At 71.7% G+C, this 14,636-nt stretch carries 13 protein-coding genes; 5 read left to right on the forward strand and 8 right to left on the reverse strand.

The genetic code is table 11. From position 1 onward, the window contains the following. The first annotated feature begins 86 nt into the window (after positions 1 to 86). The gene (locus DEJ17_RS06865) at positions 87 to 1,364 is read left to right on the forward strand and encodes an acyltransferase (protein ID WP_181421091.1); all 1,278 of its coding nucleotides are present in this window, start codon (positions 87 to 89) and stop codon (positions 1,362 to 1,364) included. 125 nt (positions 1,365 to 1,489) lie between these two features. Further along, positions 1,490 to 2,434: a GH25 family lysozyme gene (locus tag DEJ17_RS06870; RefSeq protein ID WP_110892691.1), complete on the forward strand. Its 945-nt coding sequence runs from the start codon at positions 1,490 to 1,492 to the stop codon at positions 2,432 to 2,434. A 98-nt stretch (positions 2,435 to 2,532) separates the two neighbouring features. Here the strand turns inward: DEJ17_RS06870 and DEJ17_RS06875 are convergent, their stop codons facing one another. Then, entirely contained in the window at positions 2,533 to 3,756 is a 1,224-nt protein-coding gene (locus tag DEJ17_RS06875; RefSeq protein WP_181421092.1) for a polysaccharide pyruvyl transferase family protein, read from the reverse strand. Positions 3,757 to 3,804: 48 nt separating this feature from the next. On the opposite strand from DEJ17_RS06875, the gene DEJ17_RS06880 reads away from it, so the two are divergent. Next, on the forward strand, positions 3,805 to 5,007 hold the full coding sequence (locus DEJ17_RS06880; protein WP_146239659.1) for a glycosyltransferase: 1,203 nt from the start codon (positions 3,805 to 3,807) through the stop codon (positions 5,005 to 5,007). Here DEJ17_RS06880 and DEJ17_RS06885 read toward each other — a convergent pair. The 4 genes from DEJ17_RS06885 to DEJ17_RS06900 all read right to left on the reverse strand — a co-directional run bounded on the left by DEJ17_RS06885 (position 4,974) and on the right by DEJ17_RS06900 (position 9,147). After that, positions 4,974 to 6,392: a hypothetical protein gene (locus DEJ17_RS06885; protein WP_110892694.1), complete on the reverse strand. Its 1,419-nt coding sequence runs from the start codon at positions 6,390 to 6,392 to the stop codon at positions 4,974 to 4,976. The two genes, DEJ17_RS06880 and DEJ17_RS06885, sit on opposite strands and share 34 nt — an antisense overlap. Positions 6,393 to 6,403: 11 nt before the next feature. Beyond that, positions 6,404 to 7,711: a UDP-glucose/GDP-mannose dehydrogenase family protein gene (locus tag DEJ17_RS06890; protein ID WP_110892695.1), complete on the reverse strand. Its 1,308-nt coding sequence runs from the start codon at positions 7,709 to 7,711 to the stop codon at positions 6,404 to 6,406. An 82-nt stretch (positions 7,712 to 7,793) separates the two neighbouring features. After that, on the reverse strand, positions 7,794 to 8,342 hold the full coding sequence (locus DEJ17_RS06895) for a PH domain-containing protein (protein WP_181421093.1): 549 nt from the start codon (positions 8,340 to 8,342) through the stop codon (positions 7,794 to 7,796). Positions 8,343 to 8,346: 4 nt separating this feature from the next. Continuing rightward, positions 8,347 to 9,147, reverse strand: a complete 801-nt coding sequence (locus DEJ17_RS06900) for a biotin--[acetyl-CoA-carboxylase] ligase (protein WP_110892697.1) — start codon at positions 9,145 to 9,147, stop codon at positions 8,347 to 8,349. A 74-nt stretch (positions 9,148 to 9,221) separates the two neighbouring features. On the opposite strand from DEJ17_RS06900, the gene DEJ17_RS06905 reads away from it, so the two are divergent. After that, complete coding sequence (locus tag DEJ17_RS06905; RefSeq protein WP_071406413.1) at positions 9,222 to 10,817, forward strand: acyl-CoA carboxylase subunit beta; 1,596 nt, start codon at positions 9,222 to 9,224, stop codon at positions 10,815 to 10,817. Positions 10,818 to 10,861: 44 nt separating this feature from the next. Then, positions 10,862 to 11,071, forward strand: coding sequence for an acyl-CoA carboxylase subunit epsilon (locus DEJ17_RS06910; RefSeq protein WP_258366690.1), 210 nt, complete (start codon positions 10,862 to 10,864; stop codon positions 11,069 to 11,071). 521 nt (positions 11,072 to 11,592) lie between these two features. Here the strand turns inward: DEJ17_RS06910 and DEJ17_RS06915 are convergent. From DEJ17_RS06915 to DEJ17_RS06925, 3 genes are read right to left on the reverse strand one after another with little or no spacing between them, the layout of a single operon-like run. After that, on the reverse strand, positions 11,593 to 12,642 hold the full coding sequence (locus DEJ17_RS06915; RefSeq protein WP_110892698.1) for a hypothetical protein: 1,050 nt from the start codon (positions 12,640 to 12,642) through the stop codon (positions 11,593 to 11,595). After that, positions 12,639 to 13,892, reverse strand: coding sequence for a sensor histidine kinase (locus tag DEJ17_RS06920; protein WP_110892699.1), 1,254 nt, complete (start codon positions 13,890 to 13,892; stop codon positions 12,639 to 12,641). The genes DEJ17_RS06915 and DEJ17_RS06920 overlap by 4 nt, the downstream gene beginning before the upstream one ends. A 5-nt stretch (positions 13,893 to 13,897) precedes the next feature. Continuing rightward, positions 13,898 to 14,617: a response regulator transcription factor gene (locus DEJ17_RS06925; RefSeq protein ID WP_017888757.1), complete on the reverse strand. Its 720-nt coding sequence runs from the start codon at positions 14,615 to 14,617 to the stop codon at positions 13,898 to 13,900. Positions 14,618 to 14,636 lie beyond the last annotated feature (19 nt).

The raw sequence follows: 14,636 nt of genomic DNA on the forward strand, positions 1-14,636 counted from the left end.
CGGACCGCACCGAGGCGGATCGCGGGCCCCGCTCGGCGTGTGGGAGACTGCCGGGGACCCCGCTCCGACCACCTCGAGGACGTTCGTTGGCCACCGAAACCCGCGCAGCCGAATCCGCAGCCGAACCGACGGCGGCCGCTCCCCGCGCAGGGGGTCGACTCGAGTTCCCGTACCTGGACGGGCTCCGCGGTCTCGCTGCCCTGGCCGTGGTGTTCTACCACGCGTACCTCTTCACGGGGACGACCGGTACCGGACCGACGGAACTGCCGTGGCTGCGACCGTTCATCGGGTGGGGCTACCTCGGCGTCCCGCTGTTCATCGTCCTGTCCGGCTACGTCCTGATGCTGCCCGTCGTGACCCGGTTCGACCGCTACCGGCTGCCGGGTGGCTTCTGGAAGTTCATCTGGCGCCGCGCCCGACGGATCATCCCGCCGTACTGGGCGTCGCTCGTCGTCTTCGCGCTCATCATCCTGTTCGTCCCGGTGATGGGGCAGCCCGGCGGCACCCAGTGGGACACCAAGCTCCCGATGGGCTGGGGCACGTTCCTCACGCACTTCTTCCTGGTGCACGACTTCTTCCCGCAGTACATCGGCAAGATCAACGGCCCGATGTGGACGGTCGCCGTCGAGTGGCAGATCTACTTCCTCATGCCGCTGCTGATCCTGCCGCTCTGGAAGGTCTTCGGCGGCTGGGCGACCGCGTCCTCGCTGGTCCTCATCGGCATGTGGATGGGTTCCGAGAGCCGCTACTCGTGGATGCACCCGTGGTTCGTCGGCCTCTTCGCGGTCGGCATGCTCGCCGCCGAGCTCACCGTCAAGGCCCGAGACGAGCACCTGACCGGCAAGCTGAACACCTCGAAGCTCGGCGGTCCGCGATGGCAGGGCGGCGTGTTCGTGGCCGCGATGTTCGTCGGCATGCTCCTCGTCTTCTTCCGCAACCGCGACTACTGGCAGCACCAGACCTGGCCGTCCGAGGTCGTCCTCGGCATCTTCGCCGGCATCCTGCTGACCTGGATGGGGCGCAAGGCGGTCACCGGGCAGCACACCTGGCTCGCACGGTTCTTCGCGTGGAAGCCCTTCGTGCTCGCCGGCCTCGTGTCGTACACGATCTACCTCTTCCACAGTCCGCTGCTCGGACTCGGCAACCTGCTGCTCCTGCCGATGGGCCTGTACCCGAAGTGGCAGTTCCTGATGATGGTCTTCGTGGTGATCCCGGTGACCCTGGCGATCTGCGTCGGGATGTGGTGGCTCGTGGAGCGCAACTTCCTGAACCGCCGGCAGAAGCACGCCACCCGCGAGGTCTCCTCGCGCGGCCGCCTGCCCGAGGTCGAGACGGACGACGAGCGCACGCGGACGGCCCACTAGACCCCGGCGGCGGACGCCGCCTGTGTGCGCCTCACGGACAGGTGTCGCCGAGGCCGGGTAGCATCACTCGGACCGCGGCGTGGGAGATCAGGCCCACGGCATCTCGACAGGGAAGACGAGACCACATGCGCGCACCGATCAGCAGACTCCTCGGACTCGGCACCGCTGCCGCCGTCGCCGGGGCCATCACCTTCGGCAGCGGCCCGGCGGTCGGCGTGACCGCAACGGAACCCGCCGACACCGGTCAGCAGCTCTCCATCGCCGAGATGGACCGCACCGGTAACCACACCATGGGTGCCGGCATCGCCGCCCACGCCGGTGAGACCCACGTGACGACCTTCCCCGACGCGACCTCGGGCGGCGGGGTGAGCGCACAGTCCCTCAGCTCGTCGGCTGCTGCCGCCACCGCCGGCGGCCCGCCCCCCGGCCGGGTGCAGGGCTTCGACATCAGCGCGTGGCAGCCGAGCGTCAACTTCCTGCAGGCGTACCGCAACGGCGCCCGGTTCGTGTACGTCAAGGCGACCGAGGGCACCTCGTACGTCAGTTCCACCTACAAGCAGCAGTACGCCACCGCCAAGCAGCGCAACCTGTACCGCGGCGGCTACGTGTACGCACAGCCGAGCCAGGCGAGCGGCGCCGCGACCGCGAACTACTTCTTCGCCCACGGCGGTCAGTGGAGCAAGGACGGCAAGACCCTGCCACCGCTGCTCGACATCGAGTACGGCAGCGCCGCCCAGGGCACCTGCTACGGCAAGTCGTGGGGCGCGATGCGCACGTGGATCAAGGACTTCAACCGGACCGTCGTCGCCAAGACGGGTCGGTACCCCGCGATCTACACCACGACCGACTGGTGGAAGCGCTGCACGAACAACAGCAACCAGTTCTCGAAGAACCCGTTGTTCGTCGCGATCTACCCGGTGCAGAACTTCACCACCCCTGGCACCCTCGGGCGCAGCTGGTCGAAGTGGACCTTCTGGCAGTGGGCGGCCAGCGGCACGCTCCCCGGCGACCAGGACGTCTACCGCAACGACATCACGTACCTGAAGCGCTTCGCGTCCCGGACGAGCTGACGCAGGCTGACGACGGACAGGAGGCCCGTGGCGGTGTCGCCACGGGCCTCCTGTCCGTCACGGGCGCGCGTTCGCACCCGCCGTGTCAGCGCGCGATGTCAGCGCACGTCGCGCGTCGCTTCGGCGAAGTCTGCGTCGAGGGCGGTCGCCATGCGGGCCACGCCCTCGGCGAGCTGCGCGCGGACCGCGTCGCGGTCCGCGTCGAGCGCCTCGAGCTGCGCCGTGACATCGTCGACGAACGTGGGCTCGAGTGCGGCCTCGATCGGCTTCGAGTACGCCTGCTGCCCCATCTGCTCGAAGAAGAGCCGGCCCTTGTCGACGTAGTAGAGCACCGCAGCGGGGACCCCGGCGATGGTGGCGACGATCGCGGAGTGCAGGCGGCTCGCCAGGAACAGGCGGCTGCGCGACATCAGCCCGGCGTACTCGGACGGCGAGAACTCGTCGGCCTCGACCACGTGGGTGCGGTCGGCGTGCCGCATGAGCGCGATGACCTCGCGGGCGAAGGCGGCGTCGCCCTCGGACGCCTCCATGTGCATCGGGTAGAACACCACGTCGGCGTCCCAGCGGTCGATGACACGGTCGGCGAGGTCGGCGACGGCCTGCCGGTACGTCACGAGCTTGTCGCTGTCGACGCCGGTCTGACGGAAGCGCTTCGGCAGGAAGCGGAACGGGATCCAGCCGCTGCGCTTGTAGTGGAACCAGCGACGGACGCCGAAACCGATCGAGCCCTCGAGCTGCTCGGCGGTCAGGCCGGTGGTGCGCTCGAGCCGCTCGAGCACCTCGGCGTCGGGCGGAGTGACCGTCCCGACGACCGCCGGGTCGAAGGACGACACGATCGGCGTCGTCACGCCCCAGGACAGGAGCTTCTCGCGGGACTCGTCGTCACGGACGGCGAACGCGCTGCAGAGGTCGACGGTGGCACGGATCAGGCGCTTGCTGACCCCGGCGGTGGTCGGGCCGATGCCCTGGAACGCCCCGACGAGGTGCTTGTTGACCGCACGGACGAGCAGCATCTTGCCGAACCAGTACACGAGGCCGAGCTTGTTCGTGTAGTCCTTCAGAATCTCGCCGCCGCCCCAGAGCACCACGTCGGCGCCGCGAGCGGCACGGAGCAGGGCGAAGAGGTCGCCGATGCCGGTGCTGTACGGGGAGACCGGCAGGAACCGGATCCCGAACCACGCGGCGTCCCGCTCGGGGTACTGGGACAGGGAGACGATCTCGGCGTCCGGCCACCGGCGGCGGACGAGCTCGACGTTGCCGGCGAGGATCGCCCGGTCCCCGCGGTTGTGGGGCGAATCGCTATTGTGGATCAGTACGCGCACGGGGTGAGAGCCTACCGGACCGTCCCCCGCCAGCCCCGGAAAGGCACGATGTCCCGCACCACTCGCTCCGCTCGCTCCCGCCAGGACCGCCCCCGTCTGCTCGTCCTGGGCTCGACGTTCCCGGCCCGCCCGGACGACGGTGTCCCGGCGTTCGTGCTCGACCTCGCCCACCAGGAGGCGCTCGAGTTCGACACGATGGTGCTCACCCCCCGGGTGCCCGGCGGTGCCACCACCGAGCGCATCGGCGACGTCGGTGTCCGGCGGTTCCCGTACTTCCCGAAGGCGTTCGAGGACCTGGCCGACGGCGCGATCCTCGACAACCTCAAGGAGCGGCGCTCCCGCATCGTGCAGGTGCCGGCGCTGGTGCTCGCGCAGTGGTTCGCGATCCGGCGCGTGGTCCGCTCCGCGAAGCCCGACGTCATCCACGCCCACTGGGCCATCCCGCAGGCACTCGTCGCGACGCTGGCGGCCCCGGGCGTTCCGATCGTCGTCACGACCCACGGCGGGGACATCTACGCCCTGCGCGCCGCTCCCCTGGTGCGGCTGAAGCGCTGGGTGTTCGGCCGTTCGGCGCACGTCACCACCGTGAACTCCGAGATGCGCGACCGCCTGACCGAGTGGGGGGTGCCCGAGTCACGCTCCACCGTCATCCCCATGGGTGTCGATCTCGGTCCGGCCCGTGACACCCGCGCCCGCGTCCCCGCACAGGAACACCACGTGGTGGCGGTCGGGCGACTCGTCGAGAAGAAGGGCTTCGGCAACCTGATTGCGGCGCTCCGAGGACTCGGTGACGACGTGCCGTGGCGACTCACCGTGGTCGGCGACGGCCCCTACCGGGCGCAGCTCGAGCAGCAGGCCGCCGGGCTGCCGGTGACGTTCCTGGGCCAGCGCGGGCGCACCGAGGTACTCGAGACCCTCGCGTCGGCCACGGTCGTCGCGGTGCCGTCGATCCCCGCGGCGAACGGCGACCAAGAGGGACTGCCGGTCACCCTGCTCGAGGCCGCGGCGGTCGGGGCCGCGATCGTCGCGAGCGACCTGCCCGGCATCCGGGACGTCGTGCAGGACGACGTGTCCGGCGTGCTCGTGCCCCCGGGTGACGTCCCGGCACTCCGCCGAGCGCTCCAGCGTGTGCTCACCGACGACGCGGCACGGACCCGCTACCAGGAGCAGGCCGTCGTATCGGCAGCGGAGTTCTCCACCGAACGGATCGGCGAGCGTTACCGAGCGGTGCTGCGCGCGGCGATCGCGTAGAGCACCACGACGGCCGCGGCGCACACCGCCGCGGCCGAGGCCGCCAGCACGACCACGGCGCCGGAGTGTCCGACCAGCTCGGACCCGGCCGTGTCGACGAGCGACCAGGTCGGCACGAAGGCCGCCACGGTCCAGGCCAGCGCGATCCACGTGCCGGCCCGGCCCCAGGCGAGGAACCCCGCCGACATCGCGAGTGCGATCGGCACCAGGACGGTGAGCGTGTAGCGGTTCAGCGGCGCCCCACCGCCGGCGGCGTAGCGGATCTCGACGACGACGAACAGCACGGTGACGACGACCAGCATCGCAACGACGAGCCGGCGCGGCCACCGGTCGTCGTCCGCCGGGGCCCAGGGTCGCAGGCGACGCGTGACGAGGGCAGTGACGAACAGCAGCACCGGCAGGAGCAGGAGCACCCACGGCAGCGGCGACGCGATCGGGAGTGCCCCGCGGAAGAGCGCGAAGAGCTGGCGCCAGAACCCCAGCATCGAGACGACCTCGACCTCGGAGTAGTGCGGCCGGGGCGTGTACCCGGGCCACGCGGTCGGCCGCCCGCTGAACGACCCGGTCAACGCCTGGTTGCGCAGCCAGAACCACCCGGACGCAGCAGCTGCGGCGACGAGGGGCACCGCGGCGACCAGCACCCGGGCACCGATCCCGTGCAGGCGACCGAGCCGCACCGTCCGGGACAGCGCGAACGCCACGACCATCGCCACGAGCCAGAGCGCGAAGGTCAGCCGCGTCGCCGTGCCGGCGGCGGCGACCAGTGCTCCCCCGACCGCGAGTCCCGGGCCGACACCGGACCGGAGTGCCGCACCGGCGACCCCGCAGGCCAACGCGCAGGTCAGCGCCGCCAGCGAGTCGTTGTAGACGACGCCGCCCTGCACCACGAGGACGCTGGTCGACGCGGTGACGACGGCGACGGTCGCGGGCAGCCGCACGACGCCCGGGAAGCAGCGCGAGGCCGCCCACGCCGCGCTCGGCACGACCGCGGCGGCGAACACGGCGTTGCACAGCCGGCCGAACACGACCGCCTGCACGGGGTGCCCGGCGTCCACGAGCGGGCCGATCACCGGGGCGAGCAGGACGTAGTACAGCGGCGGGTGCTGCGCGACCCACTGCACCGGCGGCGTCCCGCCGAAGCCCGGCCGGAAGCGGATGCCGTCCAGGAGCACCGGGAGCTGCCCGTGCCACACCCGCAACACGTAGTCCACGTGGGCGGACTCATCGACGCTCGCGAGCGGCATCGACGAGAACGTCCGTGCCACCGAGGTGGTCAGGACGAGCAGCGTGGCGGCGAGGACGACCGGTGTCGCCCAGTCCCGGCCGCGGAACCCCGCGGTCAGCAGGGTGCGGGCGCGGTCCGGGCGTCGGCCGCGCTGCTGCACGCCAGGAGACGTCAGCGTCCCATGCCGCGGTACGTGAAACCGGCGGCGGTCCACGCGTCACGGTCGAGGCAGTTGCGGCCGTCGATGACGACCGGCGACGCCACGAGCGCGGCTGCGGCGGTCGCGTCGAGCTCGCGGAACTCGGTCCACTCGGTCAGCACGAGCACCAGCTCCGCCCCGCCCAGCGCCTCGGCCGCGCTCTCGACGTAGTCCAGCTCGGGGTGCACGCGGCGCGCGGTGACGACGGCCTCGGGGTCGTACGCCGAGACGACGGCACCGAGTTCCTGCAGGCGGGCCGCGATGTCGAGGGCCGGCGAGTCGCGGACGTCGTCGGAGTTCGGCTTGAAGGCCAGGCCGAGCACCGCGATGCGCTTGCCGCTGACGACGCCGCCGAGCAGCTCCTGCGCCAGCTCGACGACGTGGGCGCGACGTCGCAGGTTCGTGGCGTCGACGTCGGCCAGGAACGCCAGGGACTCCCCGACCCCCAGCTCGTTCGCCCGCGCCTGGAACGCACGGATGTCCTTCGGCAGGCAACCGCCACCGAAGCCGAGGCCGGCGTTCAGGAACTTGCGGCCGATGCGGGCGTCGTGACCGATCGCGTCCGCGAGCGCCGTGACGTCGGCACCGGCGACCTCGGCGATCTCGGCCATCGAGTTGATGAACGAGATCTTCGTGGCGAGGAACGCGTTGGCGCTGATCTTCACGAGCTCAGCGGTGGGCAGGTTGACGACGAGTCGGGGCGTACCGGTGGACAGCGCCTCGGCGTAGACCTCGTCGAGCGCGGCGACGGCCCGTTCGCCGGCCTCGCCGTCGGGCACGCCGTAGACGAAGCGGTCCGGCGCGATGGTGTCCTGCACGGCGAAGCCCTCACGCAGGAACTCGGGGTTCCAGACGAGCGTGGCACCGGGGACGGCTTCGCTGACCTCGGCGGCCAGGCGCGCGGCGGTGCCGACGGGCACGGTCGACTTGCCGACGACGAACTCGCCGGCGGACAGGTGCGGGGTGAGCGCGGCGACGGCGGCGTTGACGTAGGTCAGGTCCGCGGCACCGGTCGGACCCTGCGGGGTGCCCACTGCGAGGAAGTGCACGCGGGCACCCGCGACCTCGGCCATGTCGGTGGTGAAGCGGATCCGGCCGGACTCGAGGGCCTCGGTCAGGATCTCGGGCAGGCCGGGCTCGAAGAAGGGGGCCTCGCCCGCGGCGAGCCGCTCGATCTTGGTGGGGTCGACGTCCACGGCGACGACCTCGTGTCCGAGTTTGGCCATGGAGGCGGCGTGCACGGCACCGAGGTAGCCGCAGCCGATCACAGAGATACGCACGTCGAAGACGGTACCGGTTTCTCGCCGAAGTCTCATCACGGCGCCCACGGCGACGCCCGCATCGACGCCCGCAGCGGCCGGGTCAGGCCCGCACGTCGCCCCACGGCGGACGGTCCGGACCGCCGACGATCTCGTCCCAGTCCGGCTCACGGTGCCGACGCCGGGCCTCGTACGCCTCCACCAGGTCGTGCAGGACGGCGACGACGAGGTCGGCGTGCGGCACGTCGGCGAGGACCACCGCTGGGTCGTCCCCGGGGAACACGAGCACGTCGCCGGAGCGGAACAGCCCCTGCAGCCCGCGGCGCCGCACCGTCACGTCGTAGCCGCGGGAGTGCAGGAGCTCCCGTCGGGTCCGGGTACCGAGTCCGCCCACCACGACCAGGCGACGGGTGGTGACGACGTACCGCTCCGACATCCAGCGGAACAGCGGGACGGCGCCGCCGAACACGACGAGCACCACGACGACGAGCGCGACGACGGCGTTGAGCCACGCCAACTGCGCCTGGAACACCCCGAAGCCGAACCCGCCGGCGGCGGTGACGAGCACGACGAACACCGCCGGGCGCACCAGCCGACGGGCGTGCGGTCGCAGGCGTGCGACGACACGTTCGGGCGGGGGCTCGGCGGTCATGCCGTCATGCATACCGCAGGTGGGTGACGTCCCCCACCGCGACGCCCCTGGTGACGCCCGCCTGGTCCCGGATCGTGATGCGGCCGGCATCGTCGATGCCGGTCGCGTCGGCTTCCTCGACCGTGCCGTCCGGCAGCTCGAGGCGGATGCGGCGACCGATCGTGCCGCAGGCGGCGCGGACGTGGGACCGGACCGTCCCGGCGGCGGGACCACCCGTGACCAGGCCGGCCACCGCCTCCAGGACGGACTGCAGGAAGGCGGACAGGACCGCGTCGGCCAGGGCGGGTGCGTCGTCGACCGCGCCGACGAGCAGGAGCGACGTGGACGTCGTGGTGGGCAGCCGATCCGCCGGGATCGTCAGGTTCACGCCGGCCCCGACCACGACGCTGCCGTCGGCGGCGACCTGGCAGAGGATCCCGCACACCTTGTCCCCGGCGACCTGCACGTCGTTCGGCCACTTCACGACGACGTCCGCGCCGGCGGGCAGGACCGACGCGATCGCGTCGCGCATCGCCGCGCCGGCGACCAACGGCAGCCAGCCGCGGTCGTGGTCGTCCAGGTCCGCACGGACGAGCACGCTGGCGGCGAGCGTCTCACCGGCCGGAGCGGTCCAGGTGCGGTCGAGCCGGCCCCGGCCCGCGGTCTGGTGCAGGGTCGCGAGGACACTGCCGTGCTGCTGCTCCGGGGCGCCGGCGAGCAGGTCCGCGTTGGTGGACCCGGTCTCGGCGGGGGTGGTGATCGTCGCGCCCGCCGACCGGACGGCCTCGCTGGTGACGGGGAACGACGGCGACGGGGATGTGGACATGCACGCAAATGTACGGGCAGGAACCGTGGGGGTCCTCCAACCGGCAGCGTCCCACCCGCCGGTAGGGTGAGCGGGTGACTTCAGGAGACACCCCCGATCTGTCGACGACGGCCGGCCGGCTGGCCGACCTCCGCGACCGGTACCACGAGGCCGTGACCGCCGCGGGCGAATCCGCCATCGCCAAGCAGCACGCGAAGGGCAAGGGCACCGCCCGCGAACGCATCGAGCAGCTGCTCGACGAGAACTCCTTCGTGGAGTTCGACGAGTTCGTGCGGCACCGCACCACGTCGTTCGGCATGGACGCCAAGCGCCCCTACGGTGACGCGGTCGTCACCGGTGTCGGCACGATCCACGGCCGCAACGTCGCTGTGTACGCGCAGGACTTCACGGTCTTCGGCGGGTCGCTCGGCGAGGTCGCCGGCGAGAAGATCATCAAGGTCATGCAGCACGCGCTGAAGACGGGCGTGCCGATCATCGGCATCCTCGACTCCGGCGGCGCCCGCATCCAGGAAGGCGTCGTCGCACTCGGCAAGTACGGCGAGATCTTCCGCCTGAACACCCAGGCTTCCGGCGTCATCCCGCAGCTCTCCATCGTGATGGGCCCGGCGGCCGGCGGCGCGGTGTACTCGCCCGCCCTCACCGACTTCGTGATCATGGTCGACAAGACCAGCCACATGTTCGTCACCGGTCCGGACGTCATCAAGACCGTCACGGGCGAGGACGTCGGCTTCGAGGAGCTCGGCGGCGCGCAGACCCACAACGCGGTCTCCGGCGTGGCCCACTACCTGGCCGAGGACGAGACCGACGCGCTCGACTACGCGCGCTCGCTCATCGGGTTCCTGCCGGACAACAACCTGTCCGACCCGCCGGCCTACGACGTCGCCCCGGAGCTCGAGACCACCGACGCCGACCACGAGCTCGACCTCGTGATCCCGGACTCGACGAACCAGCCGTACGACGTCACCACGATCATCGAGCACATCGTCGACGACGGTGAGTTCCTCGAGGTGCAGCCGCTCTTCGCCCCGAACATCCTGATCGGCTTCGGCCGGGTCGAGGGCCGCACGGTCGGCATCATCGCGAACCAGCCGCAGGCGATGGCCGGCACGCTCAACATCGACGCCGGCGAGAAGGCCGCCCGGTTCGTGCGGTTCTGCGACGCGTTCGGCATCCCGATCCTGACCCTGGTGGACGTGCCCGGCTACCTGCCCGGGACCGACCAGGAGTGGACCGGCGTCATCCGCCGCGGCGCGAAGCTGCTGTACGCCTACGCCGAGGCCACCGTCCCGCTCGTCACCGTCATCACCCGCAAGGCCTACGGCGGCGCGTACATCGTGATGGGGTCGAAACAGCTCGGCGCCGACATCAACCTGGCGTGGCCGACCGCCGAGATCGCCGTCATGGGCGGTCAGGGTGCCGTCAACATCCTGTACCGCGCCGAGATCAAGCGCGCCGAGGAGTCCGGCGAGGACGTCGCCGCAGTCCGCACGAAGCTCGCGAACGAGTACACGTACAACGTCGCGTCGCCCTACCTGGCAGCCGAGCGCGGTGAGCTCGACGGCATCATCCAGCCGCACGCCACCCGGGTGTCGGTCATCAAGGCCCTCCGGTCGCTGCGGGGCAAGCGTGCCACGCTGCCCCCGAAGAAGCACGGGAACATTCCCCTCTGATGGGCCGACACGCAGCAGCCGTACCCTCGGACGAGCCCGCCTCCGTGGCGGACGTCCGGGTGGTCTCCGGCGACCCCACGCCCGAGGAGCTCGCCGCGGTCGTGGCCGTCCTGCAGCGCCAGGCCGACGAGGCCGCGGCCGCCGGTCGCGCTGCCGTGGTCGTCGAGCCCCGCACCGGGTGGGACGCCGCGGCCCGCGGACTGCGCCGCCCGCTCGACCACGGACCGGGCGCCTGGGGCCGATCTCTCCGCTGATGTACCCCTGGTGCGCAGGTGACCGGAACGCGTTGCAGGGCGCACTTCCCGGTCGGTATCCCCTCACTCGGGGGACACGATCCGCACATGCGGACCGGAACTGCCAGAATTGTCCCCCATAATGACGACTGACATGCAGCTCGTGCGTGGGCATAGTAGTTGGTGTTCGGTGTCCTTCAACGAAAGACATCGCAGGTCGGTGGCCGACTAGGGTACGAAGCCACCGTCCGCTGCGAGGCAGGGCGACATTCGGGTTGTCGCTCAGCCTCGGGTCGTGAACGGGCCGGTCGGATTCCGACCGGCCCGTTCCCCGTTTCCGGGGCGTGTGGCGGCTGCGGACGGGTGTCGGAGCGGCGGGCCGGGGCCGCCACAGGCCTCCTGGCTGTCCCCCATCGCGTCCACCGCCGCCCGCACGCCCGGCGCACCATGATCGTCCGCACCTCGTCCGCACCTCGTTCGCGACGATCCACCTGTCGATCACGTGGCGCATCGTCGCGACACGCGCGCGCGAGTGCCGCGCGCTACGCCGGCTCGTGCCGCGGGATCTCCAGCCAGAGCGCGACGGAGTCGTCCTCGTCACCGTCGTCGTCGTCCAGCCCCGCTCCGAGCGCCGCTGACTCGCTGGCCGCCCCGTCGAGGCGGAGTCCGACGACGGTCACCGCGGAGTCGGAGCCCTCGCCGACGGTCCGGACGATGACGTTGTCGGCGTCACGGGCCTGCCGGAGCGCCTCGGCGACCCGGGCGTGGATGCGGCGGATGTCCGGTGCGTCCAGGTCGTCGAGCCCGCCGTCGTCGTGCAGCTGGACGGTCGCTCCGCGGCGACGCAGGCGCATCACCTCGTCGCGGACGTCGTCCGACAGCAGGGACCGGCCGCGGATCTCGTCGCGGATGGCCTGCTCGAGGTGCAGGCACTCGGCACGGTCGGCGTCGTCGAGGTCACCGCAGGAGTCGATGATGCGCTGCAGCATCGGCAGGGCCATCCGGGTGGTCTGGCGCAGCCGGAACTGCCGCTCGAACACGTGGGCGTCCTGCGCAGCCTGCCAATCGGCGGTCTCCTGCTCGGCGAGCACGAGCTCACGGGTGTTCCGGAGGGCGCGGCTCATCGCGGCCGCGAAGACCGTGGCGATCGCGACCCAGGCGACGCTGCCGACCACCCCGAGCCCGCCGAGCGAGCCGAGGCCGGCCCAGGCGACGGTGTAGACGGTCAGGAACAGCACGCCGGCCCACGCGAAGGGACCCCGGCCGCGCACGACGAGCACCACCATGAGGGTGCCGATGGCTGCGATCCACCAGGTGGCGGAGCCCGGACCACGACCCTCGACGAGGACGGGGGCGGCGATCACCGGCATCACGATCGCGGTGGCGAGGGAGAAGCAGGCCGTCCAGACCGGCAGGACCCTGCCGGGGACGAACAGCGCGAGCCCGGTCGCAGCGGCGTACAGGACCATGCAGGCGATGATCGGGGCGACCTGGTCGACACGCGGGAGCGTGGCCGCGGCGAGGACCAGGTGGTAGACGGAGAACAGCGACGCCAGGCCGAGGGCGATGCTCGCCGGCAGGGAGACCTTCATGCGGTCGTCCTGTCAGCCGGCGACCACGTCAGCACGATGCGGGTTCCCTCGCCCGGTGCGGTGTGCACCTCGGCGCGCCCGTCGACGGTCGCGATCCGCTCCACGATGGAGCGGCGGACACCGAGCCGTTCGGCGGGGATGGCAGCGACGTCGAACCCGCGGCCGTCGTCACCGACCTCGACGAGCACCCCCTGCCCCTGCTGCTCGATGCGGACCCAGCGGGAGACGTCAGCGCCGCCTGCGTGCTGCACGCTGTTCACCGCGGCCTGCAGCGCCGCCGAGGCCAGCGCGTCGGCGACCGAGGCGGGCAGACGGACCGACCCGGTCGGCGTCGGGACGAGGCGGACCGGGGCGGGCAACGCGCCCACGCCCTCGCGGATGCGCGCCCGGAGTTCCCCGAGGGCGACCGGCGCGACGTCACCGGGACCGTCGGTGGCCGCAGCCTCGAGGTGGTCGATCGCGTTCCGGGCCATCCGCGCGGCGAGGGTCTTGGCCTCGAGCGTGTCGGCACGTGCGGCGGAGAGCAGCGTCGTGAGCACGCTGTCGTGCACGATGGCGTCCACCTGGACCCGCTCGACCTCGGTGGCGTGTTCCCGGATGGCGAGCGAGTACCGCCGCACGGCCGTGGACTGCGCCGTGTCGACCGCCGTGGCCGCACGCCGCAGCACCACCGCGATGACGAGCACCGCGCCGCTGAGGAGCGCCGTGTAGACGCCGTCGAGCAGGACGGCGAGGACCCCGACGTCGCCGCCGAGCGGGCTGAGCCGGATCACGACGTACACCGCCGGCACGAGCGCGGTGTAGACCGTCGCGCGCCACGTGGCGAAGCCCATCGCCGCCGCCGTGCAGCCGACCGTGCAGAACCACCACGGCCACGGCTGCTGCGACGACGGGATGGGCTCCTGCACGGTCGCCGTCCACGTCACGAGCACGACGAGGAACAGCAGCGCGCAGACGATCTGCGCCGGCTGCGCCACCCGCTGCACGAAGGCCGAGACCCCGATGAACACGAACGACGCCGCGAGGGCGAGCATCAGCGTCGGACCCCAGAACGGGTCGAGGTACGGCAGCTGCTCCAGGACCGCGGGCGCGTCGACGATGCCGAGGCCGATCGCCGCCATCGCGAGGAGGATCGCGAACGCACGCTCGACCGACGCCTGCGTGATCGAGGCGCGGACGCTGCGCGCCGGATCGGCGCCGAACGGCGCCGGTTCGACGACCGTCCGCGCCGGTTCAGCCGCGGTCGCCATCCGTGTCAGCGACCGTCGCCGTCGGGGTCGATGCCCGAGTCGAGCCCGGGGAGGATCCCGTCCTCGACGGCTCGACGCAGCAGGTCGACCTTCGTCGGGGCGGGGCGACCGACCTCGACGTACTTCACACGGATCCGGTCGAGGTACTCACGGGCCGTCGAGTAGCCGATGCCGAGCTGCTGCGCGGCGAGCTTGAGCGGGAGGCCCGAGGCGTAGAGGTGCAGGATCTCGCGCTCGCGGCGGCCGAGCTGCGCCTTCGCGAAGTCGCGGTCGGCGTCGATGGCGCTCGCCCACTCGAGGTTGTTGAGCACGTCGCCGCGTGCGACGGTGGCGACCGCGGCCATCACCGTCTTGGTGGCGGAGGACTTCGGGATGACGCCGGCAGCCCCTGCTGCGAGCGCCTCACGCACGTTGGCGACACGGTCCGCGATGGAGTGCACGAGCACCGCCGATCCCGTCCCCTGCACGCCCTTGACGTTCTCCGTGACGGTCGAGCCGTCACCGAGGGACAGGTCGAGGACGACGACGTCGACCTCTCGCCCGTCGAGGTTCTGGACGTACTCGGGGACGCTGGCGGCGGTGAGCACCACCTCGAACCCCTCGTTCTGGCACGCCGCCTGGATCCCGAGTCGGACGGACTCGTGGTCGTCAACGATCGCGACCCGGACCGGCCTGGTGGCCGCCCCTGACGTCTCGGTGCTGGTGGTTGTCGTTCCTGCTGCCACAGTGGCCTCTCGTTCCGAT

Source organism: Curtobacterium sp. MCSS17_011 (assembly GCF_003224275.1).
Lineage (GTDB): Bacteria > Actinomycetota > Actinomycetes > Actinomycetales > Microbacteriaceae > Curtobacterium.